Raw genomic sequence first — 22,218 nt, forward strand, 5'->3', positions numbered from 1 at the left:
CAGGGAGACATGATCACCCCCGGGTTGCGAAGGAGACATTGGGGACGCCCAACTCGCCCAGTGTGGTGAGCAGGGTTTGCATCTTTGGAAAGGAAACTGCAGCCGGGGCAGCTATCCTGACCTCGGGGAACTTTCCGGACTGGAAAATGGCGGCGATTCGCTGGCGCAATTCCTGGTCGGTGGCTGGCTTTCCGTCCAGCTGGAGATTGCCGTCTTTGTCGAAGCGAGCTTCGACCTCAGTCCACGCCTCCGGGTTTTGGGCTTTGGGTGGCGGCAGGACACCCTTCGCTTTCAGGATTGCCTCCAGCTCCTTGATTCTTGATTCGAGGCGGGTGATGTCCGCGCGAAGGAACTGCACTTCAGATTTGGACGGGGCACGGTCTTCGGCTGGAGCGTGCTGGCACGCGAGAAGGACGATGATCCAAACGGTGAGCGAGGCTTTCATGGTGGCAAGAGGCTGGTCAGAGTGTTCCGGTCATGTGAAAAAGGTTCCAGGCGTGGCCGTCGGGGTCGAGGAAGCTGTGCTGGTACATGAAGCCGTGGTCTTCGGCTTCTTCGACGGTGGTGCCTCCGGCTTGCAGGGCTTTCTGGATGAGTGAGTCCACTTCGGCGCGGCTGGAGCAGGTGAGGCAGTTGAGGACTTCGAGGAACTGGGAGGTATCGCAGATGGCGCGTGGGGAGAAGGTGGCGAAAGCGGACTCTGCGGAGAGCATGAGCTGGATGGCTTCGCTGATGGTGATGCAAATGTGGTTTTCTCCGCTGAAGCCTGGGTTGAGGGTGAAGCCGAGGGCGGTGTAGAAGGCCTGGGCTCTGGGGACGTCCTTGGTGGAGAGATGGATGAAGATCTGGCGGGTCATGGTGGGGGGGTAATTTAAATGGGGCGTGTGCCGGGTCTGAATCCAAGTCTGTGCCCGGCTATGATCGCTGCCGCGATCAAGGCCAAGGAGAGGACCCATCTGGACTGTTCATCTGGACCCAGCCCTGTGTCACGCGGTAAGCTGGAGAACAGGGATGCGCTGCGGGCATCGCTGGAGTCTCTGTTTGGGGTGGCGGGAACGCTGAGATCATCCCGCGAAGCGAGATGGCTACTATGCGGCGAGGCCGTAGTGCTGGCCGATGACTTTGCCGCGGAGGCGGTCGGCTTTGGCGCCAGCCTGGTCGTGCTCGATGACGCCGTCGCGGAGGCGGATGATGCGGGTGCAGCGCTGGACCATGCGCTCGTCATGGGTGACGAAGACGAGGGTCTTGCCCTGCTGATTGAGGTCGTCGAAGAGATCGAGGATTTCTTTGCCGGACTTGGAGTCGAGGTTTCCGGTGGCTTCGTCTGCGAGAATGACGAGGGGGCTGTTTGAAAGGGCGCGGGCGATGGCGACGCGCTGCTGCTGACCACCGGAGAGTTCGGTGGGCTTGTGATGGAGGCGGTGCTCCAGGCCGACCTGGGTGGCGAGGCGGGTGCCGGTCTCGAGCATGTCTGACTCCTTGGCGCCACCGTAGTACATGGGGATGGCGATGTTTTCGATGACGGAGAGCTGCTGGATGAGATTGTAGCTCTGGAAGATGAAGCCGAGATTTTTGTTTCTCGCGGCGGAGAGGTCGTCGTCTTCGAGATGGGCGACATTGAGGCCGCCGAGGTAGTAGTCTCCTGAGGTGGGCTGATCAAGGCAGCCGAGGACATTGAGGAGGGTGGACTTGCCGCAGCCGGAGGGGCCCATGATGCAGACGTACTCGCCGGGATAGATAGAGAGGGAGACGCCCTGAAGGACGTGCTGGAGGGTCTCTCCCATCTGGTAGCTTTTGCAGATGTCCACCAGCTGGATGATGGGCGCAGTGTCTGGCGGCATCACGGTTTGGCGGCAGCCACGGCTTTTTCCTTGGGCTTGGAAGGTTTGGACTTGGGGGCGCCGCCCTCTGGCTGCTCGGGCTTGCTGCTGCCGGGTGCGCTGATGTCTGCCTCGGCCTTCTTGGGCAGGGCGAGAGCGACGGCTTCTCCGCCATTCAGGCCGTCACGGACTTCGATGAATTCGTCATTGAAGAGGCCGGTGCTGATCTGGCGGCGTTCGAGGGCGCCGTTGTTGCTGATGTAGCAGAAGTGATGGTCCTGCTCGACCTCAATGGACTGGACGGGGACGTAGAGGACGTCTGCAAGCTGGTCGACGATGATCTCGACCTTGGCATTCATGCCGGGCTTCATCCAGGGGTGGTAGCCGTTGATGTGGATGGTGCAGGGATAGACTTTGAGATTGGGGGTGTAACGGCTGCTGCTGGAGTCTGGAAGGACGGCGAGCTCGGCGACGCGGCCGTCGAGCTCCTTGCCGGGCTCGGCATCGACGCGGACTTTGACGGGCTGGCCGATGCGGACTTTTTTGATCTGGGATTCATGCACGTTTACTCGCACGCCCATCTGGCTCATGTCCGGGATGGTGAGCATGGTCTGGCGGAGGCGGACGGTGGCGCCTTCTTCGATGCTGTTGTTGTAATTGTAGGAGGAGCTGGCGTTCAAGTCGCCGTAGGCAACGAGGCCGGCCTGGGGAGCCTTGATGACGCAGGCCTTGAGCTGGAGCTCGAGGTTTTCGCGCTGGGCGAGCTCCATTTCATAGCGACGCTTGGCGGTGCTGAACCTGGTTTCGGCCTGGGCCATGCGGGAGCGGTTGGCGCGGATGGTGCGCTGGAGCTTGTTGAGTGCTTCGCGGTAGGCGGCGAGGTAGGTGGCGCACTGCTTGCTGAACTCGTATTTTTTGTACAGGCCGAGGGCGGTTTCCGAGGTCTTGACGGAGAGCTGCACTTTATCGAAGCTGACGAGGTCGTTTTCGAGAAGGGCGGCGGTGACGAATTTTTTCTCTGCGAGGCGCTTGGAGGATTCGGCCTTCTGCTTGGCGAGGGCGAGCTCGGAGCGATGGAGGAGGAGGTCGTCTTCAAGCTGGCGGAGCTTTTGCTGGGCTTCGCCATCGCTCTGGCCTTTCTGCTCGAGGAAAGGAGAGAAGTCGATCATCTCGCTTTCGGGAGCAGGAGCGGCGGGCTTTTTGGTGGTGCCTGCAGCGCCAACCTTGCCGGTGGTGGTGCCGCGCTTGGCGATGGCGGCTTCGGAAGAGACCTGCGCATTGGCCTGGGTTTCGAGAACATCGGCGAATTTTTCGAAGGCTTCGACATCCGGGGGGAGATGGGCGGCGGTGAGGATGGCGCCGGTGACCTCGCGACCGAGGTATTTTTCAAAATCCATGAGGGCGAAGATGGCGATCTGCTTTACATCACGCACCAGGGTCTGGTTTTCGCTCTTCTGAATCTCGCGGTTTTCGTCTGCGTCGATGTAGTTGGAAACCGTGGTCTGAAACTCGATCTCGTGGTTTTCGATCTTGGTTTTGAGATCGGTGCTGTCGAGCTCAATGAGGACCTTGCCGTCCTTGACGTCGTTTTCGGTGATGAGATAGCCTTCGGGGATGAGGCTGAGGATTTTGGTGGGGATCTCGATCTCGCTCTTCACCTCGTGGTTCTGGAGGGCGCGGATTTCCCCGCCCTGAAGCACATTGATCTCGAGCGGGCCGCGCTGGACGATGAAGGTGGGCACCTTTTCCGCAGTGGTGGTGCTGCCGGACATGCTCCACCAGGCGATGACAGCGAGGACGCTGACGCCTGCGATGATAAGTCCTTTGCTGGATTTTCCCTTCTTCATTCTCCTGGTGGCTGCTCTTTGTTCAATACGTCCACCCAGCCGCCGTCTTTCTCAATGAAGAGAACTCCCATGTCCCGCCAGAGGCGGAGACGGACGAGGGTGTGATTGATGGTGGTGGAAACCATGAGGTTTCGGGTGGTGTTCATGTCGCGCTGGGCGTCGACGAGGTTGATGGCGGTGCCGAGGCCTTCGGCATTGAAGGATTCTTCGACTTCGAGACGCTGGGTGCTGATGTCCATGCCTATCCTGGCGAGTTCATACTGCTTGCGTGCGAGCTGGAGGTCGCGGAAGCCGGTGCGGACATCGCTGCGGGCGTTTTCTTCGGCGAGATCGGCAGCGCGGCGAGCCTGCTGCTCGGCGATGATGGAGGCACGGAGGACATTGCGCTCGGGCTTCTGATTGAGATTGAGGTCGGCATTGAAGCCCATGCTGGAGTTTCGATTGCCCGGCTTGAGGGCGAAGTCCTGGCGGTCGGGGTTGTCGAGGATGTTGTAATTGACGAGGGCGTTGACGGTGGGGAGGACCTGCTGCTTTGCGATGAGGACCTTACGGCTGGTGTCTTCGACCTGATCCCGAAGGTTCAAGATATCGAGGCGGCTGTTGAGCATGACGGTGATGGCTTCGTCAAGGGTGCCGGGGGTGTCGATGATCTGGAGGGCATCCTTGTCCCTGTAGTCGAGGACGAAGCGTGCGGTGACGGGGAGGCCGAGATTGACCTTGAGGTCGTCGAGGTTCTGCTCGTAGTCGCGGATGGCGCTGTACCAAGCGCGCTCGAAGACGATGCGGGACTGGACGAGACGGAAGACGGAGGATTTGGTGCTGCCGGGAGCGTTTTCCTTCTGCATGGCGGTCTCGCGTGCCACGACGAAATCGAAGGCCTTGAAGGCGAGGTAGGCATTGCGGGCGGTCTCGCGCGACTGGATGACGCCGAAGTATTGGGAGGCGATGTCTACAGCGAAGGCCTTGCGATACTGGGCGAAGGTGCGGATGGCGTAGAGGACATTGCGCTCGCTCTGAGTGAGGGCCTCCGAGGCGGAGAGATAACCGGCGCCACTGAGGAGGGGCTGGGTGAGGGAGAAGCCGAGGGCGGAGAGTCCATTGTCCTTGCCGCCGCCGGTGAGGAAGCGGACGAAATTGGTAGTGAGATTGGTGGCGATCTGCGCGCCGGTGCGGGTGAGCCCGGAGACGCCGAGACCGGAGGTGGTGGTCTGGGTGGAACTGCGGACGAGATTGTTGACCCCGGCCAGGGAAACGGTGCTGGCCTTGGTGCCGGAGGCGGTGCCGGCAAAGATGGGCGAGTACTGCTGGCGAGTGAGGGTGAGACCCAGCGCTGTCTGGTAGACGGTCTCCTTTTGAGTGAGGTAGGTACGATTGCGGTGGACGGCGAAGTTCAGGGCCTCGGCGAGGCTGATCTTGCGGGCGTCTTTCTCGATGAAGGCGCGATCGCCGAGGAACTCCTCGGTTTGCATGCTCTTGCGGAGTTCCTCCATGCGGACGGGGGGAGGGACGGAGATATCCAAAAACGACTGACCGGCATTCGGCACCTTGCTGGCCTTCTTGCGCAGGATGGCGTAGGTTTCCTTGTCGGCCCACTTCTTATAGAAGCCCGTGCTGCAGGCGCTCAGTCCCAGGGCCAGCAGCGTGAGAAACGCGATGGCGGGCTGGGAGGGGCGATGATTTGGCATGGGATGGCTGACCGGCATTGGGGTGGTTGGCCGGAAGGTTGGTTTTGGGGGGCCTTGCAATACGCCATTTTGGCCAAGTATCTATCGAATGGATGACAAAACATCGTTGCCTACCACGAAGGCGCCGTTACTATTGACCTCCCACCGTGCATGTCCGATCTCCCGAAAGTCGCTGAAACAGAAGAACTCCTGAAGGAGACCTCCGGATCGCCCCCGACCCGGAAAACGCTCATCGAAAAACTGGACAACTGGGATGACTGGGCGAGCTGGGATGAATTTTACCGGACGTATTCAGGCTTTGTGTTTCACGTGGCACGCAAGACGGGCCTGAGCGATGACGAGGCGAATGATGTGGTGCAGGAGACGTTCATCGGCGTGGCGAAGAATCTGCAGAAGAAGAAATTCGACACGAGCCTGGGGTCTTTTAAATCATTTCTGCTGAACCAGGCGCGGTGGCGCATTCTGGACCAGTTCCGCCGGCGCAAGAAGCAGCAGAGCCGTGAGGCGAACCTCTATGCGGATGAAACGGACGAGCGGCGCACGGCGCCGATCGACCGCTGCGCGGATCCGAACGGCGTGGCGCTGGAAAAGCTGTGGGAGAAGGAGTGGCAGGACAAGGTGATGGACATCGCGCTGCGGCGTGTGCGCGCGCTTGTGTCGCCGAGACAGTTCCAGATTTTCTCCTGCTATGTGCTGAAGGGCTGGAGCCCGGAGCGTGTGAAGAAAGAGCTGGGTGTGAATGCAGCGCAGGTGTATCTGGCGAAGCATCGCGTGGGGCGGATCTTGAAGCGGGAAGCGGCGAAGCTGGCGGAAGCGGAGGAGTAACCGCTTTGGAATGAGAACATGAAGACGCGCCTTTTTGTTTTATGAGCCGTCTTTTTTATGGGACTCAACTTTGCGGCTGCGGCCGAGAAGGACGAAGCTGCAGCGGAAGTGGTGGCGAGATTGGTTGAGACGATACGGCGTACACCTTTGTGGAGGTCTGACCGGCTGTGGACGCTGGAGGAGTGGCGCATGTGTGGTGCCTGTGCGCAGGAGTTTCAGGCGGCGACGGGGGCGGAGCGAAAGGCGGCTGTGCAGGGGTATCAGGACTGGCTGCGCGACACCCGTGCCGGACTCACCCGGGATGGCACCGCGTACCAGCCCTCCCAGATTCATCTGCTGCTGCGGGTGTGCTACCGGGTGGAGAAAAATGCCAGGAAGGTGGCAAAGGACAAAGACGAGATGTACCCGCTGGCTTGCAAGGAGGGCACGCTGGAGATGATCGGCCTGGTGACTGGGGGGACAGGCATTTATCTTCCGACGGTCGATTTCAAGGTCATCCATGCGCGGTGCACGCTGCGAGATTTGTCCCAGGCGAAGGTGAAGCTGGAGGATGGGAGGGTGGTGCCGCTGCTGAGGTGAGGCGAGAGGATGCTTTGTTTTTGGCAAAGGAATGAAGGAGCAAGAGAATGGGGCGGAAAGGGTGTGTGTGTGGTGACGCAACACGCGTCACATCACGTGACTGGGTTTGCGCAGCATTGCGCAGGGGGAGGAGGTGCCGATCCATGTGAGCACGACGGCGGCGAAGTATGAGATTGAGGTGGCGAGGCTCGCGAGGCGGAGGAGTAGAGGAAGGCTGGCGAATGACGAATGACCGCTGCAACTTCAACTGTGAAAGCACGTTCAACCAACCATGCATACGAACGCAGCCGCCAAGCTAACCGTTTCTCTGGTATTTGTGTGTCTTCTCATGGCCATTCTGAATTATGAACTGGTCAGGAAGCGGTTCCCCAGCTTGCTGCCCAATGTGGTGCTGACCACTTGCATCCGGTCTTTTGACAGGCAGGGGCCTGGAGTTGAGGTCCATTTGGGAACGCCCCGCATCCGTCTCACCCTCGAGATGAAGACAGTCATTGCGCATGGTGATGAGGCCATTCCCTACCTGCTGGATGCGGTCGCATCGCGCAAGCCGGCAAGAGCCGGTGTTGCGGCATTCTGCCTCACCCATCTCCAATACAAGCGGGCTGCAACCCAAGTTTCCGATCAACTTCGGTATTTCAGCGCCCAGCCAGAGAGTGATCTCAATGAATTCGCCTTAACGGCCCTTCGAGAATATTTGCGTTGCAACCCGCGACTTTCGGCCGTCACACCGGCCATCGCGCCTGAAAGCCTCTCCCCATCTCCGCCGTAACGGTGTGATGCGTTCCATCTTTGCACTCCTTTTCACTGTTTCCGCCGTGTATGCGACGGAGCCGACGCCGCTTTTCATCGAAGGATATGCGAGTTTGCGGAGCATTGCGCAGGGGGAGGAGATTGGGATGCATGTAAGCACGACGGCGGCGAAGTATGAGATCGAGGTGGCGAGGCTGGGGGTGACGAGGGAGGTGGTGTGGAAGAAGGCAGATGTGCCCGGGGCGGCGTATGCGGTGCCGGAGGATGCTTCGGCAAACGGATGCCGGTGGCCGGAGAGCGTGAGGGTGCCGTGCGGAGAGAAGTGGAAGAGCGGCTACTATGAAGTGGTATTCCGTGCCGCGGACGTGGGCGGCAAATGGACGCACCGTGGCAAACGCACGGCGGAGAGCAGCGCGTGGTTCATCGTGAGGGAGGCCAAGCCGGGGACGAGCTCGAAGATCCTGATGCAGCTTTGCACGAACACGTACAATGCGTACAACAACTGGGGAGGATTTTCGGTGTATGCGTACAACAGCCTTTCGAGCAACCAGGGGCACCGGGCGAGCTTTGAGAGGCCGGGGCCGTCGCAGTACAGCCGGTGGGAGCTGCCGTTTGTGCAATGGGCGGAAAAGAACGGATATGCGCTGGAGTTTGCGGCGAATGATGACCTGGAGTTTCGGCCGGAGATCTTAGCGAGCTACAAGCTGGTGCTGAGCGTGGGGCATGACGAGTACTGGAGCACGCCGATGCGGGATAATCTGGAGGCGTGGATCGGCAAGGGCGGGAATGTGGCGTTCTTCAGCGGAAACACGTGCTGCTGGCAGGTGAGGGCGGAGGACGGCGGCCGTGCCTTCACGTGCTGCAAACAGAACTACCACCTGGATCCGATGTTTGCGGCGCGTGAATTCAAAACGCTGAGCACGCTGTGGAGTCATGAGCTGCTGAAGAGGCCCGAGAATGAAATGACGGGCGTGGGATTCCTGTGGGGAGGCTACCGGAAGAGCCATGGGCAGTTCATGACGGATCCGGCGGAATATGAAGTGCACCGGCCCGAGCACTGGGCGCTGGCGGGGACGGGGCTTAAGCGCGGGGACAAGTTTGGCGGCAAGGACACCGTGGTGGGCTATGAGTGTGACGGCTGTGAACTGGAATGGAGGAACGGACTCCCCTTCCCTACTTGCAAAGACGGAACTCCGAAGACCTTTGAAGTGCTGGCCACATGCCCGGTGCGCTGGCACCCCGATGATGCGGAGTGGTATGAGAAATGGGAGAAAGGGCGCACTGGCGCGGCCTGCATGGGTGTGTATACGCGTGGAGGCACGGTCTTTACCGCTGCGACGACGGACTGGTCGCATGGACTGATGGGCGGCGATGAAGCGGTGATGAAGATCACGCGGAATGTCATCGAGCGCCTGGGCAAGTGACGGGCCGTTCAGGGCCAAAAGCGATGATCAAAAGGCAAAGGCGGCGTCGCCGTGCGAGCCGCAAACGTTATGATGAATCATGCCTGTGAATCCTTCGCTCAACTGGCATGCCACCGATGCCCGCACTGCTGCCGATGCGTGGCAGACGGATGTGCGGAGCGGTTTGAGCCAGGCAGAGGTGGCAGCGCGCCGCGCGCAGTTTGGCCCGAACACGCTGCCTGAAGCTCCGCGCAAGGCGCTGTGGCGGATTTTTGGCAGCCAGTTTGCCAGCCCGTTGATTTACATTTTGCTGGTGGCGGCGCTGATCTCGTTCGCCATGGGGCATGCCAGCGATGCGGTGGTGATCCTGGCGGTGCTCCTGGTCAACGCCGTGATTGGCACGGTGCAGGAAGGACGTGCGGAGCATTCCATGGCCGAGCTGAGATCGATGTCTGCCTTGACTGTGCGAACTGTCCGAGAGGGACGTGAAGCAGTGATCGAGGCGAGCGATCTGGTGCCGGGAGACATCCTGCTCCTCGCCGCGGGAGACGCGGTGGGAGCGGATGCGCGGCTGGTGGAGGCGACTGCGCTGGAAGCCACCGAGGCGGCGCTGACCGGGGAGTCCCTGCCAGTGCTGAAACACACCGAAGTGCTGCCTGAAGAGACAACGCTGGGAGACCGAAAGAACATGATTTTCTCGGGAACGCATTTCACCGCAGGGCGCGGAAGGGCGGTCGTCATAGCGACCGGCTTGCAGACGGAGGTGGGCAAGATCGCTGGTCTCACGGCGACGGCGCAGGAGCCGAAAACGCCACTGGAACTGCGCCTGCAGCAGTTTGGCCAGTGGCTGGTGGTGGCGGCGGTGCTGCTGTTTGGGGTGATGCTGGCGTTTGGCCTGCTGCGCGGCATTCCCTTCACCCAAATCTTCATGGTGGCGGTCAGCGAGCTGGTGTCGATGGTGCCTGAAGGGCTGCCGGTGGCCATGACCATCGCGCTGGCGGTGGGCATGCAACGCATGGCACGGCGCGGTGCCATTGTGCGCCGCCTGGCCGCGGTGGAGACGCTCGGGGCGACGAGCATCATCTGCAGCGACAAGACCGGCACCCTCACCAAAAACGAGATGACGGTGACAACCCTTCTGCTGGCAGATGGCAGACAGATCGGAGTCAGCGGAGCCGGTTATTCGCCGTCAGGAAAACTGCGAACCGCGGATGCCGAAGTCACCGCGGAGGAGGATGAGGCGCTCCGCGCACTGCTGGAGGCGGTGGTGCTCTGCAACGACGCACAGCTGGTGCCGCCGAATGCCGAAGACGACCGCTGGAGGGCGCTGGGAGATCCCACCGAAGCGGCGCTGCTGACGGTGGCCCTCAAAGGCTGCGTGGAGCCGCAAACACTGCGGCACCGGTGGCCGCGCCATGGAGAAATTCCGTTTGATGCCGCCACCAAGATGATGGCCACGCTGCACCACAGCGGTACAGACCGGCGCGTCTTCTTCAAGGGTGCTCCCGAAATGCTGCTCGATCTGTGCGACCCGGCAACTTTTGATCCAGCGCAGGTGCGGAAAGCGGCGAATGATCTTGCCGCGCAGTCTTTGAGGGTGCTTGCCGTGGGTGAGGTGCGGAACGCCGTGCTGGACGAGAGCGCGGGCTTCGAACCCTTTCGTGGGCGCATTCGATTTCTCGGCCTGCTCGGACAGATGGACCCTCCACGCGATGAAGTGCGCGGAGCCGTGGCGGAATGCCTGGCAGCGGGCATCCGTCCCGTGATGGTCACAGGCGACCACAAGGCCACAGGACTCGCGATTGCGTCCGAACTGGGCATTGCCAAAGAGGGAGATCTTGCGCTGGACGGAGAGGAACTTGAGCGGATGCCGGAGCAGGACCTGCGCGCCAGCCTGGACCGCATCTCCGTCTTTGCGCGCGTGCATCCCACGCAAAAGCTGCGCATCATTTCGGCCTTCCAGTCACGGCGCAAGGTTGTGGCCATGACTGGAGACGGAGTGAATGACGCACCCGCGCTGGCGGCGGCTGACGTCGGCGTGGCCATGGGGATCACTGGAACGGAGGTGGCCAAAGGCGCGGCGAAGATCGTCCTCACGGACGACAACTTTGCCACCATTGTCAAAGCGATCGCGGAAGGCCGGCTGGTGTATCAGAATCTCAAGAAGGTCATCCTGTTCTTGTTCGCCACATCGATTGACGAGATCTTTTTGCTGCTGCTGGCCCTGCTATGCGGCTATCCCCTGCCCCTGGCCGCGGTGCAGATCCTGTGGATCAACATGGTCACCGAAGGCACGGTGACGATCAACCTTGTGCTGGAGGGGCCGGAAGGAGATGAGATGCGCCGAAAGCCCACGCCGGTGAATGAAGCGCTCATCACCCGGCCGATGCTGCGCCGACTTGTACTGATGGCCACGACGGCCATCATCGTCACTTTTGGGTTCTTCGTCTGGAGGCAGGCGAGCGCCGCGCCCTTTGCGCTGGTGCAAAGCGAAACCTTTACGCTGGTGGTGATCTGCCAGTGGTTCAACCTGCTCAACTGCCGCAGCGCATTGAAGTCCGCCTTCAGCCTCGATGTTTTCAAGAACCGATGGCTGATCGGCGGGCTCGGGCTGAGCATCGTCCTGCAGTTTCTGGTGATCTACACAGAGGCGATGAACCGATTCTTCCACACCACCCCGATACCCCTGAAAAACATGCTCCTTCTGGGACTCGCAGGCAGCAGCGTTTTGTGGGCAGAAGAAGCGCGGAAATGGATGGCTCGAAGGGCAAAGACTCGGGAATGAGATCCAGCGATGCTACGCACAACAACAAAACTCAGCGAGAGGCTTCGTGCCCACTCAAGGCTGGAGAGATAGCAGGCGCTAGAGCAATTTAAATAATTATATAGCCATGGGGATCAAGGCATGCTATCAAACGGCATGGCAACACTCTCTCTGGATTTACGTGAACGGATTGTCAGTGCCTATGACAAAGGCGAAGGCACCCGTGATGAGATCGCGCGGCGCTTTCGCGTCTCCCTGGGCATGGTCAAAAAGCTGCTTCAGCAGCGCAGCAAGACTGGCTGCATCAAGTCCCGGCATCATCTTGCAGGACGCAAGAAGACCATCGTGGCAGAGCATCGCATCGCCATGCGCCGGCATCTCAAGGGCAAGCCTGACATGACGCTGGCCGAACTGCGCGAGGCCCTGGGGGTGAAGTGCACGCTGCCGGCGATCCACTACGTGCTTGCGGACATGGGGCTGACATATAAAAAAAGACGCTCCGCGCCGCCGAGCAGGACCGGGAGGACGTCCGCAAAGCACGCCGCAGCTGGAAGCGCAAGCAAGGAGGATTAGAGCCCTGGCGGCTGGTCTTTCTCGATGAAAGCGGCGCCAAGACCAACATGACGCGCCTGCGTGGCAGAGCGCCGCGCGGGAAGCGACTGCACGCCGCCGCTCCCTGCGGCCGCTGGCAGAGCACCACGATGATCTCCTCCATCCGGCTTGATGGCACCACGGCCTGCATGCACCTCTCAGGAGCAGCGGACACAGCAGCCTTTGTGGCCTACATCGGTCAGGTGCTCTGTCCCACGCTGAAACAGGGCGACATCGTGGTGATGGACAATCTCGCGGTGCACAAGAGCCCGGAAGTGCAGCGCTTGGTGGCAGGTGCAGGAGCGGAGGTGAGATTTCTGCCGGCCTACTCGCCCGACCTCAACCCAATTGAGAAGATGTGGAGCAAGATCAAAGCGCTGCTGCGCACTGCGGAGGCGCGCACGCCACCCGAGCTCGATGCGGCGATCAGTCAGGCATTCTCAAAAATCACAGAAAAAGACGCCGCGGGCTGGTTTGCCTCTTGTGGCTATAGTATTATTTAAAACGCTCTGCTGCGCACTGCGGAGGCGCGCACGCCACCCGAGCTCGATGCGGCGATCAGTCAGGCATTCTCAAAAATCACAGAAAAAGACGCCGCGGGCTGGTTTGCCTCTTGTGGCTATAGTATTATTTAAAACGCTCTAACATCAGACTGACGAGGCGTTCTCCAATGCCTCCAAAATCACCGGCACCTCGGCATTCGGCGCCGCTGAGAAGGCGGTGATCTCCTGCTCGGGAAAACTGTCCCATTCAATCTCCTCGCCTTTGACCACCAGCGTCGACGGCATGCGCGGTGCCCGCGATCGAATGCCCAACACCAGGCGGTGGCGTGGAGTGATGAGGACTTCGAAATCGGCGGATGGGAACCGAGGGGTTTCGTGGTAGTCCTGGCCGCAGATCGCCAGATAGTGGCCGTCGCCGCCGTCGAAGATCCAGAAGGCGCCCTCGTCTTCGAACTCCTCGCGCTCGAGGATGCGGGTGGGCTGGCAGCGGATGACTCGGACCTGCCCAGCCTCCAGCTCCTCCGCGATCCTCTGGCGATGCGCCAGGGCGTCCCGCAGCCGCCGACGCCTGTCCCGATAGCCACTCAAGCGCATCAGCCCAAACGTTCCCGCAACAACTGCCCCGGCCTTGGGATGGTGGGTGATCACGCCGATCAGAACCACCGCGGCGCAAACGGCCAGGGTCACGAAAGCGGCACGCCGTTCGTCCCGCATCCAGTCAACGCTGCCCTCCTTGGGCATGGCCGAACGGCCTCTTGAGCAGTCGCCTCTCGGCGTCGTTCAGAGGGCGTCGGGTCTCGTGGATCACGAGGAGGCGCGGGCTTGAGAGATGTGGGGAAAAGTTTCCAAGTTTCCATCCCTAAGCGTGGAAACTTGGAAACTTTTTGGGGAGTGGCAACGAAGCGCAGGAGGAGGAAGTGGTGGGAAGCTGGCAGGGCTGGTGGTCCTCAACCGAAAACGGGAAATTGATGGCCTACGGAACACACGGAATACTCGGAAAGAAGCCTTCCAGGCAGTACAATCCAAAGATGAGGCATCAGAACTTGGATGATTGTCCGATTTTCCATTTGTTCCGCGTGTTCCGTAGGCCGCCAACCAGCACGAGGGGCATGGGGTGTCTAGGGAGCCAGTGAGATTGCGAGAGACGGCGCTTGGAGGACCAAGCGCCCTACCCGCGCTGGGCTGGTAGGTAGGGCTTGTTGTCCTCAATCAGCCGCGTGGGGGCGTTGGGGTGTCGAGTATCATTGCGGCATCGAGGGGGCCTGTGAGCCTGAGAGAGACGGCGCTTGGAGGACCAAGCGCCCTACCTGCGCTGGGCTTGTAGGTAGGGCTTGTTGTCCTCAATCAGCCGCGTGGGGGCGTTGGGGTGTCGAGTATCATTGCGGCATCGAGGGGGCCTGTGAGCCTGAGAGGGACGGCGCTTGGAGGACCAAGCGCCCTACCTGCGCTGGGGGTTGGCGGGCGGCTATCTCCCCTGCCCCGGTCATCTTCATAATGGCTAGAAATGTTTCCATGTTTCCATGCTATAGGGTGGAAACATGGAAACATTTTGCGGCGTGGCAACGGAGCGCAGGAAGAGGAATGTAGGGCCTCCGCTGGAGCACGGGCACTCCACGTCCGCAGCAGGTGTCACGTGCTCCCAAGCTCCTGCGCTGCATTCGCCACACCGACCGACCGGCCGCGAGGGTTTTTGGTTTGGGCGCAACGGTGCTTTCGGCACGCTCGCAGACGGGCGGGCTGTCGCCACGCCCGTCCTACGATCCGATCCAGCCTGTGCCACCCCTGTTTGAAGTTTGGGCAGGAACTCACAGACCTGGTTCGAACAGAGCGTGGATCACTTGAGGTGTTTACGGACAGATTCGCTAACAGCCTCTCCGAGCACCTGGCTGCCGCTGAGCACCTGCACGTGAAAGCCGTGATACTTCTTCCCTGACTCTTCCACGAGCTTGTAGCTCCTCCGGCCTGAGCGCTCGCTGTGCGTGCGGACGTAGTCAAATGCCACCTTGGGAGTTTCGATGTCCACGTAGCGGCCGCTGGAGTCCACGCTGACGGTCATTTCGCCAGATTTCTCGACGGCGAGGGTGTCTGCGCCGCGCCGGAGGTTGGCGGCGTACAAGGCCCATTTCAGCGTCACGCCTTCGAGCTTGGTGCCGGTGTAGTTGGTGATGCGCACCCTGAGCCAGTGCGCGGTGACGTATTCTTCTTTGACGAGGTCGGTGGATTTTTTTTCGACTTCGGGCTTAACGGTGACCGTGACGGAGCCAGCCATGGCGGCGCTGGCAAACAGGAGGGTGCATAGGATCGCAAGACGAGTTTTCATAGGAGCAGGACGTGTGGAGTGATGACCTCACTTGGGCTGACAGACACGGCGGCAGGAGGTGACGAGATCGGATCAACTCAGCCGCGCTGATTGGCAGGCGGAAGCAGGTGGCCTCTTCAGCAGCGCTCCTGGCACAGCCAGCGGTGTCGGCGTATCCCGGGGTGGGTTCTCCCGTTTTCAGTTCCTATGAAAGGCGCAAGGCTGGCTGCAGTCTCCAGCCGGGTCTCCCCATGCCAGCCCAGCATGGGTGGCAGGTCGCACTCTGAGAGAGCCTGCTCATGCGGCAGGCCCTGCTTGAGCTCAGATTCATCATCATCCAAGACGCAGACAAGGTGGGAAGCGTCCTTTGCCACCGGGGTGCCGGACCAGCAGCACTGCTCCATGCCCAGCATGAGCAGGACAAAGAGGTTCGGAATGAGCAGGCACCAGCGCATGGGATTTGGCGGATGTTGTACTGGTACCTACGAAGGTGTGTCGTGGATTTTATCACGACGCTTTAAAGATTTGGCTAGGTTCTGCCGGAAGCCAAGGGCGTCCCCTGCCCTCGCGTTCTCCCAAACTGACGCGCGGGGACGTGCGCGGTATTCCGATCCCGCGACTCAACTGCGGCATGGCCTGAAAAAGTTTCCAAGTTTCCGTGCTTAGCGATGGAAACTTGGAAACTTTTTCAGTCGTGGCAATGGAGCGCAGGAGGAGGCAGTGCCGAGGCATCTGCCCCGTGGTCATCGCAGCTCCACGTGTGGTGTGCTGGCTGGCAGGTCGTAGGCTTGGTAAAGGTCCTTCAGTTCGGTGAATTGCGGGAGGGCCTTCGTGAAGTGCTCCAGGAAGAGCCGGCGGCCGAGATCTGACATGCCGGCGCCGAAGGCCCGCTCGTGCTTCTCTCCTTTGAAGGCGTAGACGTCGTCGCAGGAGAAGCAAAAGAGCAGGTCGAGGACGTGGCCGCTCCTCTCGCAGTGCATCAGCACACCCGGGCGGAACGAGCACATGGAGGGCGGGCCATAGGCGCCGAGGGACCGTGTCACCTCAAGGAGGTCCGACCGTGGGTCGCCGGAAAGGGCCGTGCCCTGAGGCGAAAAATGGAATCCCGCGATCGTGATGGCACCCGGGGTATCCGCCTTGCAGACCGGGTGAAGGGTGACGCGGTCCGGCGCCTGCAGCACCTGGAGATCGGAAGCATCCGGGATGATGGCTTCGATGTGGAAATCGGGCGGAAACAGCCACCCGGCGGGATGGGGGTGGAAGACTTTGAGGGCCAGTTGACGGCGCTTGGACATCTCCTTGGGCGGCTCCTTTGAAACCACCCCGGGCGCATCGTTTGCAGCGTGTTTGGATGGGGCCCTTGTCCCCTCTCCAGGCTGCTTGAGGTAAGCTGCGGTGAACCCCGCACCGATGAAGATACCGAGCAGCAAACTGGCTAAATATCGTATGCGGGTCATTTGGGGTGGTGGTGTTGGCTAGGCTGAACGCTCCAGAACAGCAAGTGCTTTGCGCTCATCGTATGATCCATTTGGGCGGAGCTCAATCCGCCAGCGCATGTATTCAGCCGTCGCCAGCTTCTGATTTTGCGAGAAAAGCAGCAAGCGCTGAGCGGCATACCCATCACCCACGGACCGAGGTATGTAATGCAGGATGACATCGGCTTCCCAAGGACTCGTGATCGCAGCAATCATAAATGCTGGCAGCCAGTAGTGGAATGCCTCCGGGGTAAAGAAGGTGAACGCCGAACTGTGCGCCCGCAAATTGGAAGGCTCATGCCCGCGCCACGTCGTCCCGCAAAAATACCGAGTGATGTCTTCGTCGTCGTTTGACTCCGATGTGAAAATCTTGCTGTCTCCTGGATACACAGCGTCACGCCAGGCGTCCTCAATCAACTGAATGACTTCTGTGGCGTTCATGGATGTATAACACTTGGACAGGGGGCGATGATATGGAGACATTTGCCAATGGCACTAAAGCTGAAGGCTTTTTCCGATATTGCGCAAGGTTGCCAAGAGCTTGGAGATGACAACAGGGCAATGTGAGAGAGGGTGCCAGATCGCGACCGAGTGCCAGAAGCCTCGGAACCGGCGGCATGGACTCCCTGTCAGAAATGCAGATCCGGATAACCTGACCATGCCAGGCGCTCCTGCCTTTCACTGGGAGAAAGTTCATCTGACAGCGCCCAGACATGGTGCCACACGATCTCTTCGCCGGGGATTTCTGTGTCTGCGACTGCACCTGCCAGCGGATGGGCGGTGGTGGCGGAGCTCTTGTCCCACATGGTGGGAAAATTCTGCCGCAGGAAGCGCTGGCCAGTCGGCAGTTCCGCAAAGGGCATTTTTCCCATCGGGCACAAATTGTTGATGACGTATTCCTCCCACGGATCCTGGTCACCCCACGGATACCGCACCCGGTCGGGAACAACGGCCCCCTCGCTCTCCAGGCGCTGGAGCGCTTGGGCGGCCAGGGAAAGCGCCGCGTCCGAGGTCGGCGCGGAACACATCACATCTGGAAATCCGTCAATCGTCACCTCAAACACACCGCCGGATGTTTTGATCATGTGGATCGGGAACCAGCGGCGTCGCATTTCAGACTGGGGTTCATCGTTCATTGGGAATCTCGGAGCTGATACGTTTCATTTTTAGCCGCTGAACCACGCCGCAAGTGATTCTCACCTGCAGACGGTAAAATCGCCATGGCTCCAAGACGCCCGAACAGGCGGCGCGCGGTGAACGGTCGTTGCAGAGAAGGATCAGGCGGCTGAGGTCTGCTCTTCCATTTGTCTCCTGGTCCGCGTGGCTGGGGTGCGCAGTGCGGTGAACATCAGCGCATACATGGCGCCAATGACGAACCACGACCAAAACACCGAGCTCGCCAGCTCGCGGTTTGCCCAGGGGCCAAGGTCTGGCGGAGCGAAGATGGGAGCGAAGCGGGTGACGTTGATGTGGTTCGGGCTGCCAGTCAGATCCCACGCCGCGAAAAGCGATGTGAGTGCGATCGCCACAACCGCGACATAGGTCAGGGTCTTCTGTTGAGTGTTCATAATCTCGTGATGGGGCTGCCGCCTGAAGTGGGGCGGTCGAGGAGACTTGCGGTGCTCGTCCTGACGAGCTCGACAAGCCGACGGATCAGTTGCGATTTTGCGCAAAGTTCACCAGAATGTCGATATGAAAACAGAGCGCACCGAACTTGCCCGCAAAATCGCCACGGAGTGCCATGAGGGGCAGACGCGGCGGGATGGGGTGACGCCTTACATCGTGCACCCGGAGAAGGTGGCGGAGATCGTGGAGAAACTGGGCGGCGGCGAGACCGAGATCATCGTGGCGTGGCTGCACGACACGGTGGAGGACACGGAGATGACACACGAGCGGCTGATGGAGCTGTTTGGCCCGGAGATCGCGGAGGCGGTGCAGGCGCTGACGCATGCGGAGGGAGAGGACTACCCCACGGCGGTGCTGCGCGCGAAGGCGAACCCGATTTCACGGAAGGTGAAGATGGCGGACAATCTGGCGAATCTGTCTGACAGCCCGTCGCCGAAGCAGGTGGCGAAGTATGCGGGGTCGCTGATTCAGCTGCTAACGGTGTGACTTATTCTACGCAGGCAGGTATTCACTTTGACCACGGCGCACACGGACTGCCAGTTATCTCCCAAAAGCATATGGTGCTCCCGTCCGGCCACTGGGGGCTGCTGGGCTGGCGGTTTTAGTATCAGTACCTTTTTGTGATTTTGCCTGGTTTTCCCTTGGGGGGCAGCAGAGCTGGAAAAGTGCCGAAGGTGGAGATGATATCGAGATGATGTGATCGGGGGCGCTTTTCGTCGGCAATTTGGTGAAACAGACCGTTCCGGTAGTAACCGAGGTATGGCTCTGTGAGGGGGGCGAGGCTTTCAGCTCTTCCGTCGCCAGACATCTGGGCGGTGAGGCTGTCCGTGATCAGGGTGTCGCGGAGAGGCCAACCCGTCCCCGTGACCTTGCTCATGAAGGCTGAGAAGTAGCCCATGGTGAAGGGGTGATGGCGCAAGGTTTGGGAGGTGGACAAGAGCACCACACCCTGAATGTCTCTTATTCTTGCAAGTCGGGTTTCCACCTCATACACGGGAAAAGAGGTGTCCCAGTGCAAGCCACCTTCATAGACAGCGGGGAACGGACTGCGCAGCCAAGGGCCGGCTGCGGCATCGGGAGCGGTGAGTATGCAGGTGCCCAAGGCAAGAAAGGCCATGGCTCTTCTCATGGGGCGAAGTGCATCACAGGGCGTGCTGGACGTCAAGCCTGCGCTACCACCCTGCGCTGGGGGGTGAAAAAATGTTTCCATGTTTCCAACACTATAGGTGGAAACATGGAAACATTTTCCGGCCAGAAGCGCAGGCGTGCCGTACCGGCCTGTCTGACAGGACTCAATGAATGGACACCACGGCGCCGGCGCGGACGTGGGTGGCGAGGCGGGCGATGTCCCAGTTGGCGAGGCGGACGCAGCCGTGGCTGGCGCTGCGGCCGATGGCGTCGGGGTCATTGGTGCCGTGGAGGCCGATGCCGGGCTTGTTGAGGGCCACCCAGATGACGCCGACGGGGTTGTTCGGGCCGGGATGGAGGAGGTAGGTTCTGTCCCCGCGCTCGCCGGTTTTCAGGAAGGAGAGGTCGTAGCGGAAGTCGGGCAGCAGGGCGACGCCCTTGACCTTCCACTCGCCAAGGGGGGACTCTGTCTGCGCCGAACCGATGGTGACGGGATAGGCGGCGACGAGCTTTTCGTTTTCAAACAGGCGCAGCATGTTGTCCTTCGTGTCCACTTTGATGGAGATCTGGTCAGGGGAGAGAATGCCGGCAGCGGCGGGTGCCGGGGCTTGTTTGGCGGACTGAGGCTCGGCTTTGGCTTCGGTGGCCTTGTCTTTTTTCTGGTCCTTGGAGGTGGGCTGTTTGGGGGTGGTGGAGGCTTTGGGTGGGTGGTTCCCCTTCCCCTTTTTATGCTGCGCTGCCTTTCCCGCCTTCTCGGCCTGAAGGTCGAGCAACGGCAGGGATTTCACGGCGGCGAGGTCGAAGGGCTCCACGTTCGGCACCTGCAGGCTGTCCCCGGCTTTGAGGGCTTCAAGCTTGCCTGGATTGAGTTCTTTAAGATAGTCGATATCCACGTGAAATCTCTCCGCAATGGCCTCGGCAACAGTGGCATAGGGCAGCCATTTCAGGTGGGACATCTCAGGCACTTGGGCGGGCGGCTTTCCGGTGGCTTGCACGTCGGCCTCGGTGACGGTGTAGGTGGTGAAAACGTCCTTCACGCTGCTCAGATCCATGTCGGAAAGATCGGGAAGCGGGAGGGTTTTTTCGTGCTGGCCTGCCTCCTTGGTGGGAGCGGGCGGGGCGGGCAGTGGAGGCAGCCCGTGGGCTTCGCGGTAGAGGCCCAGGGCCTTTTCGGAGAAGCCGCCGAAGCGCCCGTCGATCTTGCCGGGGCCGAAGTTGGCGCGGTCGAGGAAGACCTGAAGGCGGGTGGCGGCTTCATGGTTGGCGGGCAGTGTGGCTGCTTTGGAATCAGCGGCAGAAAGAGGCAGCCCTCCGAGCAGACTGAGGGCTGACAACACACGGAGCAGGGAGAGAGTCATGCCCAGCATTCGCCCCTGCGAGGTTCTGCGGCTGTGCGTGAATCCTGGCCTGGTGCCTGAGACGTAAGGACTTAGTTTGAGAATCATGCGGCGACGCCCAAACCAGACCCCGGTCCCCCACCCTTCGGACGCTTACGATCCAGTGTCCCCGCCGGGAGTGCTACGCAGCGAAGGTGAACTGAGAAAACTGATGTCCGGCCAGGGCAAGGCTGATACCGCACAGCTGGCGGAAGTGCTGGGGAGGATCAGCAGCAGCATGGCTGACTACCTCGAGGGCGGGAGGCATATCGACGTGGTTTTGAACCCGGTGGAAATCCTCTCGGCGGTGGACGCCGCCCTGCAGGAGGCGGAGGGGCGCCCCAGCCCGTGGCCGGACGGCGCGGATATGCGCACCTTTTTCATCCATGGCCTGTACGAAGAACTGATCCAGCAGCCGAGCAATCTCTTCCAGGTCCGCATTTTCCCGGATGGAACGGAACGCTACATCCCGCTGGACAAGGCCACCTGGAAGGCTTGCCTGCAGCGGCTGCGGGATCAGATCGTCGGCAGCGGGGTGCGGATTGGGACACGTGGGAGAAAGCGGGCAGGATGAGGGGGGCGGTTGGAAATTCGGGCGTGATACTGGTGGGCCCGAGAGAGGGGGGATGACAGGTCAGGAGGACAATTTGCCAATGCAATGCGGCCGGTCCTCGGTAGCTTGCAGGCATGAAAGCCTCCCCTCCCCGCTGGCTTGCGCTGGTGCTGCTGGCTAACATGGCGGCGGTGCTGAGTTCCTGCCGCACGGCGAAGAGCGTGGTGGAGGCCGTGGAGGTGCAGCCTTCGAGCTTTCTGACCCACGCGAAGGACTTGAAGGAGGATCGCAAGCACTCGCCTTTCCTTGGCAACTGGTGGAACAGGGACAAGAGTGTTCTTGCGGCAGCGGATCGCTGCCGGAAGATCTACGTGGCTCCGGTGTTGTACGCCAATGTGCGGCCGGACAAGACGCTGGTGGCGGCTGTGGAGCACGACGCAGGCTGGAGGCGGCGCCGTCTGCCGGTGCTGGCGGGCTACATGAAGGACCAGTTTGAGGCGGCTTTCAGCAAGGCCAAAGAACCGCGCTATGCCGTGGTGCAGGCCCCGGCGGCGGATGCATTGACGCTGGAACTGAACCTGCTGGAGTGGGGGCCGAACACTTACACGGGGGTGATCACGCGGCAGGCGGTGGACTTTTTCACCTTCAATGTCGGGGGCGAGGTGGCACTGCGGAACACGCGGGGCTACATGGCCATCGAGGGCCGGGTGGTGGAGCCGAAGTCGAAGCAGCCGGTGTTTGAGTTTGCCGACAAGGAGTACGCAAAAGTGGTGATCCTGATCTCCATCCAGGACTTTCGCCGCTACGGTCAGGCGCATTTTGCCGTGAAGGAATGGGCCGCCCAGCTGGAAAAACTGCTTCGCTCGCGTGCCGGAGAACGAGTGGCGGACAGTTCGCCGGCGGTGCTTTTCAATTATTAGGCCGGGCGGTCGCGTGCGGCTCGCCCCTTCGGCCAGGCGGGGGCAGAAAACTTTTGGAACGGCGGGAAGCCGGC

Annotated in this window: 23 protein-coding genes and 1 pseudogene; 10 read left to right on the top strand and 14 right to left on the bottom strand. The window is 60.8% G+C overall.

The window, feature by feature from the left end; genetic code table 11:
* Positions 1-13 precede the first annotated feature (13 nt).
* From ACILSO_RS20165 to ACILSO_RS20185, 5 genes are all read right to left on the bottom strand, one after another.
* Entirely contained in the window at positions 14-445 is a 432-nt protein-coding gene (locus tag ACILSO_RS20165) for an ExbD/TolR family protein (protein WP_395739251.1), read from the bottom strand.
* A gap of 16 nt (positions 446-461) precedes the next feature.
* Positions 462-857, bottom strand: coding sequence for a VOC family protein (locus ACILSO_RS20170; protein WP_395739252.1), 396 nt, complete (start codon positions 855-857; stop codon positions 462-464).
* Between the two features lie 231 nt (positions 858-1,088).
* On the bottom strand, positions 1,089-1,841 hold the full coding sequence (locus tag ACILSO_RS20175; RefSeq protein WP_395739337.1) for an ABC transporter ATP-binding protein: 753 nt from the start codon (positions 1,839-1,841) through the stop codon (positions 1,089-1,091).
* The gene (locus ACILSO_RS20180; RefSeq protein ID WP_395739253.1) at positions 1,841-3,667 is read right to left on the bottom strand and encodes an efflux RND transporter periplasmic adaptor subunit; all 1,827 of its coding nucleotides are present in this window, start codon (positions 3,665-3,667) and stop codon (positions 1,841-1,843) included. Before ACILSO_RS20180 ends, ACILSO_RS20175 begins: the two co-directional genes overlap by 1 nt.
* A complete protein-coding gene (locus ACILSO_RS20185; RefSeq protein ID WP_395739254.1) occupies positions 3,664-5,352 on the bottom strand; it encodes a TolC family protein in 1,689 nt (562 codons plus the stop codon). Before ACILSO_RS20185 ends, ACILSO_RS20180 begins: the two co-directional genes overlap by 4 nt.
* A gap of 150 nt (positions 5,353-5,502) precedes the next feature.
* Here ACILSO_RS20185 and ACILSO_RS20190 point away from each other — a divergent pair, with 150 nt between their 5' ends.
* From ACILSO_RS20190 to ACILSO_RS20220, 7 genes and pseudogenes are all read left to right on the top strand, one after another.
* Positions 5,503-6,177 (top strand): sigma-70 family RNA polymerase sigma factor, encoded by a 675-nt coding sequence (locus tag ACILSO_RS20190; protein ID WP_395739255.1) that lies wholly within the window; start codon positions 5,503-5,505, stop codon positions 6,175-6,177.
* Between the two features lie 57 nt (positions 6,178-6,234).
* Positions 6,235-6,756, top strand: coding sequence for a hypothetical protein (locus ACILSO_RS20195; RefSeq protein WP_395739256.1), 522 nt, complete (start codon positions 6,235-6,237; stop codon positions 6,754-6,756).
* A 271-nt stretch (positions 6,757-7,027) separates the two neighbouring features.
* Positions 7,028-7,525, top strand: a complete 498-nt coding sequence (locus tag ACILSO_RS20200; RefSeq protein WP_395739257.1) for a hypothetical protein — start codon at positions 7,028-7,030, stop codon at positions 7,523-7,525.
* A 7-nt stretch (positions 7,526-7,532) separates the two neighbouring features.
* On the top strand, positions 7,533-8,930 hold the full coding sequence (locus ACILSO_RS20205; protein WP_395739258.1) for a N,N-dimethylformamidase beta subunit family domain-containing protein: 1,398 nt from the start codon (positions 7,533-7,535) through the stop codon (positions 8,928-8,930).
* 79 nt (positions 8,931-9,009) lie between these two features.
* Positions 9,010-11,694 carry a cation-translocating P-type ATPase gene (locus tag ACILSO_RS20210; RefSeq protein ID WP_395739259.1) on the top strand — a complete coding sequence of 895 codons (2,685 nt, stop codon included), beginning with the start codon at positions 9,010-9,012 and terminating at the stop codon, positions 11,692-11,694.
* Positions 11,695-11,829: 135 nt separating this feature from the next.
* Entirely contained in the window at positions 11,830-12,246 is a 417-nt protein-coding gene (locus ACILSO_RS20215) for a hypothetical protein (RefSeq protein WP_395739260.1), read from the top strand.
* A pseudogene (locus ACILSO_RS20220) lies at positions 12,228-12,767 on the top strand (IS630 family transposase); the annotation flags it as partial. The gene ACILSO_RS20215 and the pseudogene ACILSO_RS20220, both read left to right, overlap by 19 nt.
* Positions 12,768-12,911: 144 nt before the next feature.
* On the opposite strand, the gene ACILSO_RS20225 reads toward ACILSO_RS20220, so the two are convergent.
* The 7 genes from ACILSO_RS20225 to ACILSO_RS20255 form a co-directional block, all read right to left on the bottom strand.
* Positions 12,912-13,508: a hypothetical protein gene (locus tag ACILSO_RS20225; RefSeq protein ID WP_395739261.1), complete on the bottom strand. Its 597-nt coding sequence runs from the start codon at positions 13,506-13,508 to the stop codon at positions 12,912-12,914.
* 1,093 nt (positions 13,509-14,601) lie between these two features.
* Complete coding sequence (locus tag ACILSO_RS20230) at positions 14,602-15,087, bottom strand: hypothetical protein (RefSeq protein WP_395739262.1); 486 nt, start codon at positions 15,085-15,087, stop codon at positions 14,602-14,604.
* Between the two features lie 116 nt (positions 15,088-15,203).
* On the bottom strand, positions 15,204-15,521 hold the full coding sequence (locus ACILSO_RS20235; RefSeq protein ID WP_395739263.1) for a hypothetical protein: 318 nt from the start codon (positions 15,519-15,521) through the stop codon (positions 15,204-15,206).
* Positions 15,522-15,809: 288 nt separating this feature from the next.
* Entirely contained in the window at positions 15,810-16,523 is a 714-nt protein-coding gene (locus ACILSO_RS20240; protein ID WP_395739264.1) for a hypothetical protein, read from the bottom strand.
* An 18-nt stretch (positions 16,524-16,541) separates the two neighbouring features.
* Entirely contained in the window at positions 16,542-16,982 is a 441-nt protein-coding gene (locus ACILSO_RS20245) for a hypothetical protein (protein ID WP_395739265.1), read from the bottom strand.
* A 188-nt stretch (positions 16,983-17,170) separates the two neighbouring features.
* The gene (locus tag ACILSO_RS20250; RefSeq protein ID WP_395739266.1) at positions 17,171-17,626 is read right to left on the bottom strand and encodes a hypothetical protein; all 456 of its coding nucleotides are present in this window, start codon (positions 17,624-17,626) and stop codon (positions 17,171-17,173) included.
* A 192-nt stretch (positions 17,627-17,818) separates the two neighbouring features.
* Entirely contained in the window at positions 17,819-18,109 is a 291-nt protein-coding gene (locus ACILSO_RS20255; protein WP_395739267.1) for a hypothetical protein, read from the bottom strand.
* A gap of 124 nt (positions 18,110-18,233) precedes the next feature.
* On the opposite strand from ACILSO_RS20255, the gene ACILSO_RS20260 reads away from it, so the two are divergent.
* Positions 18,234-18,653 carry an HD domain-containing protein gene (locus tag ACILSO_RS20260; RefSeq protein ID WP_395739268.1) on the top strand — a complete coding sequence of 140 codons (420 nt, stop codon included), beginning with the start codon at positions 18,234-18,236 and terminating at the stop codon, positions 18,651-18,653.
* Between the two features lie 121 nt (positions 18,654-18,774).
* Here the strand turns inward: ACILSO_RS20260 and ACILSO_RS20265 are convergent, their stop codons facing one another.
* Positions 18,775-19,296 (bottom strand): hypothetical protein, encoded by a 522-nt coding sequence (locus ACILSO_RS20265; protein WP_395739269.1) that lies wholly within the window; start codon positions 19,294-19,296, stop codon positions 18,775-18,777.
* 163 nt (positions 19,297-19,459) lie between these two features.
* On the bottom strand, positions 19,460-20,653 hold the full coding sequence (locus tag ACILSO_RS20270) for a L,D-transpeptidase (RefSeq protein WP_395739270.1): 1,194 nt from the start codon (positions 20,651-20,653) through the stop codon (positions 19,460-19,462).
* 85 nt (positions 20,654-20,738) lie between these two features.
* Between ACILSO_RS20270 and ACILSO_RS20275 the strand changes: the two genes are divergently transcribed.
* Together ACILSO_RS20275 and ACILSO_RS20280 are read left to right on the top strand one after the other, a co-directional pair.
* Positions 20,739-21,245: a hypothetical protein gene (locus ACILSO_RS20275; protein WP_395739271.1), complete on the top strand. Its 507-nt coding sequence runs from the start codon at positions 20,739-20,741 to the stop codon at positions 21,243-21,245.
* 113 nt (positions 21,246-21,358) lie between these two features.
* Positions 21,359-22,144, top strand: coding sequence for a DUF3313 family protein (locus ACILSO_RS20280; protein ID WP_395739272.1), 786 nt, complete (start codon positions 21,359-21,361; stop codon positions 22,142-22,144).
* Positions 22,145-22,218: the final 74 nt, after the last annotated feature.

It is taken from the genome of Prosthecobacter sp. (genome assembly GCF_044226605.1).
Classification (GTDB): domain Bacteria; phylum Verrucomicrobiota; class Verrucomicrobiia; order Verrucomicrobiales; family Verrucomicrobiaceae; genus Prosthecobacter.

What these genes read in the sequence shown, in the direction of transcription:
- ACILSO_RS20165 (WP_395739251.1), bottom strand. Translation starts at nt 445, where the DNA reads ATGAAAGCCTCGCTCACCGTTTGGATCATCGTCCTTCTCGCGTGCCAG.
- ACILSO_RS20170 (WP_395739252.1), bottom strand. Translation starts at nt 857, where the DNA reads ATGACCCGCCAGATCTTCATCCATCTCTCCACCAAGGACGTCCCCAGA.
- ACILSO_RS20175 (WP_395739337.1), bottom strand. Translation starts at nt 1,841, where the DNA reads ATGCCGCCAGACACTGCGCCCATCATCCAGCTGGTGGACATCTGCAAA.
- ACILSO_RS20180 (WP_395739253.1), bottom strand. Translation starts at nt 3,667, where the DNA reads ATGAAGAAGGGAAAATCCAGCAAAGGACTTATCATCGCAGGCGTCAGC.
- ACILSO_RS20185 (WP_395739254.1), bottom strand. Translation starts at nt 5,352, where the DNA reads ATGCCAAATCATCGCCCCTCCCAGCCCGCCATCGCGTTTCTCACGCTG.
- ACILSO_RS20190 (WP_395739255.1), top strand. Translation starts at nt 5,503, where the DNA reads ATGTCCGATCTCCCGAAAGTCGCTGAAACAGAAGAACTCCTGAAGGAG.
- ACILSO_RS20195 (WP_395739256.1), top strand. Translation starts at nt 6,235, where the DNA reads ATGGGACTCAACTTTGCGGCTGCGGCCGAGAAGGACGAAGCTGCAGCG.
- ACILSO_RS20200 (WP_395739257.1), top strand. Translation starts at nt 7,028, where the DNA reads ATGCATACGAACGCAGCCGCCAAGCTAACCGTTTCTCTGGTATTTGTG.
- ACILSO_RS20205 (WP_395739258.1), top strand. Translation starts at nt 7,533, where the DNA reads ATGCGTTCCATCTTTGCACTCCTTTTCACTGTTTCCGCCGTGTATGCG.
- ACILSO_RS20210 (WP_395739259.1), top strand. Translation starts at nt 9,010, where the DNA reads ATGCCTGTGAATCCTTCGCTCAACTGGCATGCCACCGATGCCCGCACT.
- ACILSO_RS20215 (WP_395739260.1), top strand. Translation starts at nt 11,830, where the DNA reads ATGGCAACACTCTCTCTGGATTTACGTGAACGGATTGTCAGTGCCTAT.
- ACILSO_RS20225 (WP_395739261.1), bottom strand. Translation starts at nt 13,508, where the DNA reads ATGCCCAAGGAGGGCAGCGTTGACTGGATGCGGGACGAACGGCGTGCC.
- ACILSO_RS20230 (WP_395739262.1), bottom strand. Translation starts at nt 15,087, where the DNA reads ATGAAAACTCGTCTTGCGATCCTATGCACCCTCCTGTTTGCCAGCGCC.
- ACILSO_RS20235 (WP_395739263.1), bottom strand. Translation starts at nt 15,521, where the DNA reads ATGCGCTGGTGCCTGCTCATTCCGAACCTCTTTGTCCTGCTCATGCTG.
- ACILSO_RS20240 (WP_395739264.1), bottom strand. Translation starts at nt 16,523, where the DNA reads ATGACCCGCATACGATATTTAGCCAGTTTGCTGCTCGGTATCTTCATC.
- ACILSO_RS20245 (WP_395739265.1), bottom strand. Translation starts at nt 16,982, where the DNA reads ATGAACGCCACAGAAGTCATTCAGTTGATTGAGGACGCCTGGCGTGAC.
- ACILSO_RS20250 (WP_395739266.1), bottom strand. Translation starts at nt 17,626, where the DNA reads ATGATCAAAACATCCGGCGGTGTGTTTGAGGTGACGATTGACGGATTT.
- ACILSO_RS20255 (WP_395739267.1), bottom strand. Translation starts at nt 18,109, where the DNA reads ATGAACACTCAACAGAAGACCCTGACCTATGTCGCGGTTGTGGCGATC.
- ACILSO_RS20260 (WP_395739268.1), top strand. Translation starts at nt 18,234, where the DNA reads ATGAAAACAGAGCGCACCGAACTTGCCCGCAAAATCGCCACGGAGTGC.
- ACILSO_RS20265 (WP_395739269.1), bottom strand. Translation starts at nt 19,296, where the DNA reads ATGAGAAGAGCCATGGCCTTTCTTGCCTTGGGCACCTGCATACTCACC.
- ACILSO_RS20270 (WP_395739270.1), bottom strand. Translation starts at nt 20,653, where the DNA reads ATGACTCTCTCCCTGCTCCGTGTGTTGTCAGCCCTCAGTCTGCTCGGA.
- ACILSO_RS20275 (WP_395739271.1), top strand. Translation starts at nt 20,739, where the DNA reads ATGCGGCGACGCCCAAACCAGACCCCGGTCCCCCACCCTTCGGACGCT.
- ACILSO_RS20280 (WP_395739272.1), top strand. Translation starts at nt 21,359, where the DNA reads ATGAAAGCCTCCCCTCCCCGCTGGCTTGCGCTGGTGCTGCTGGCTAAC.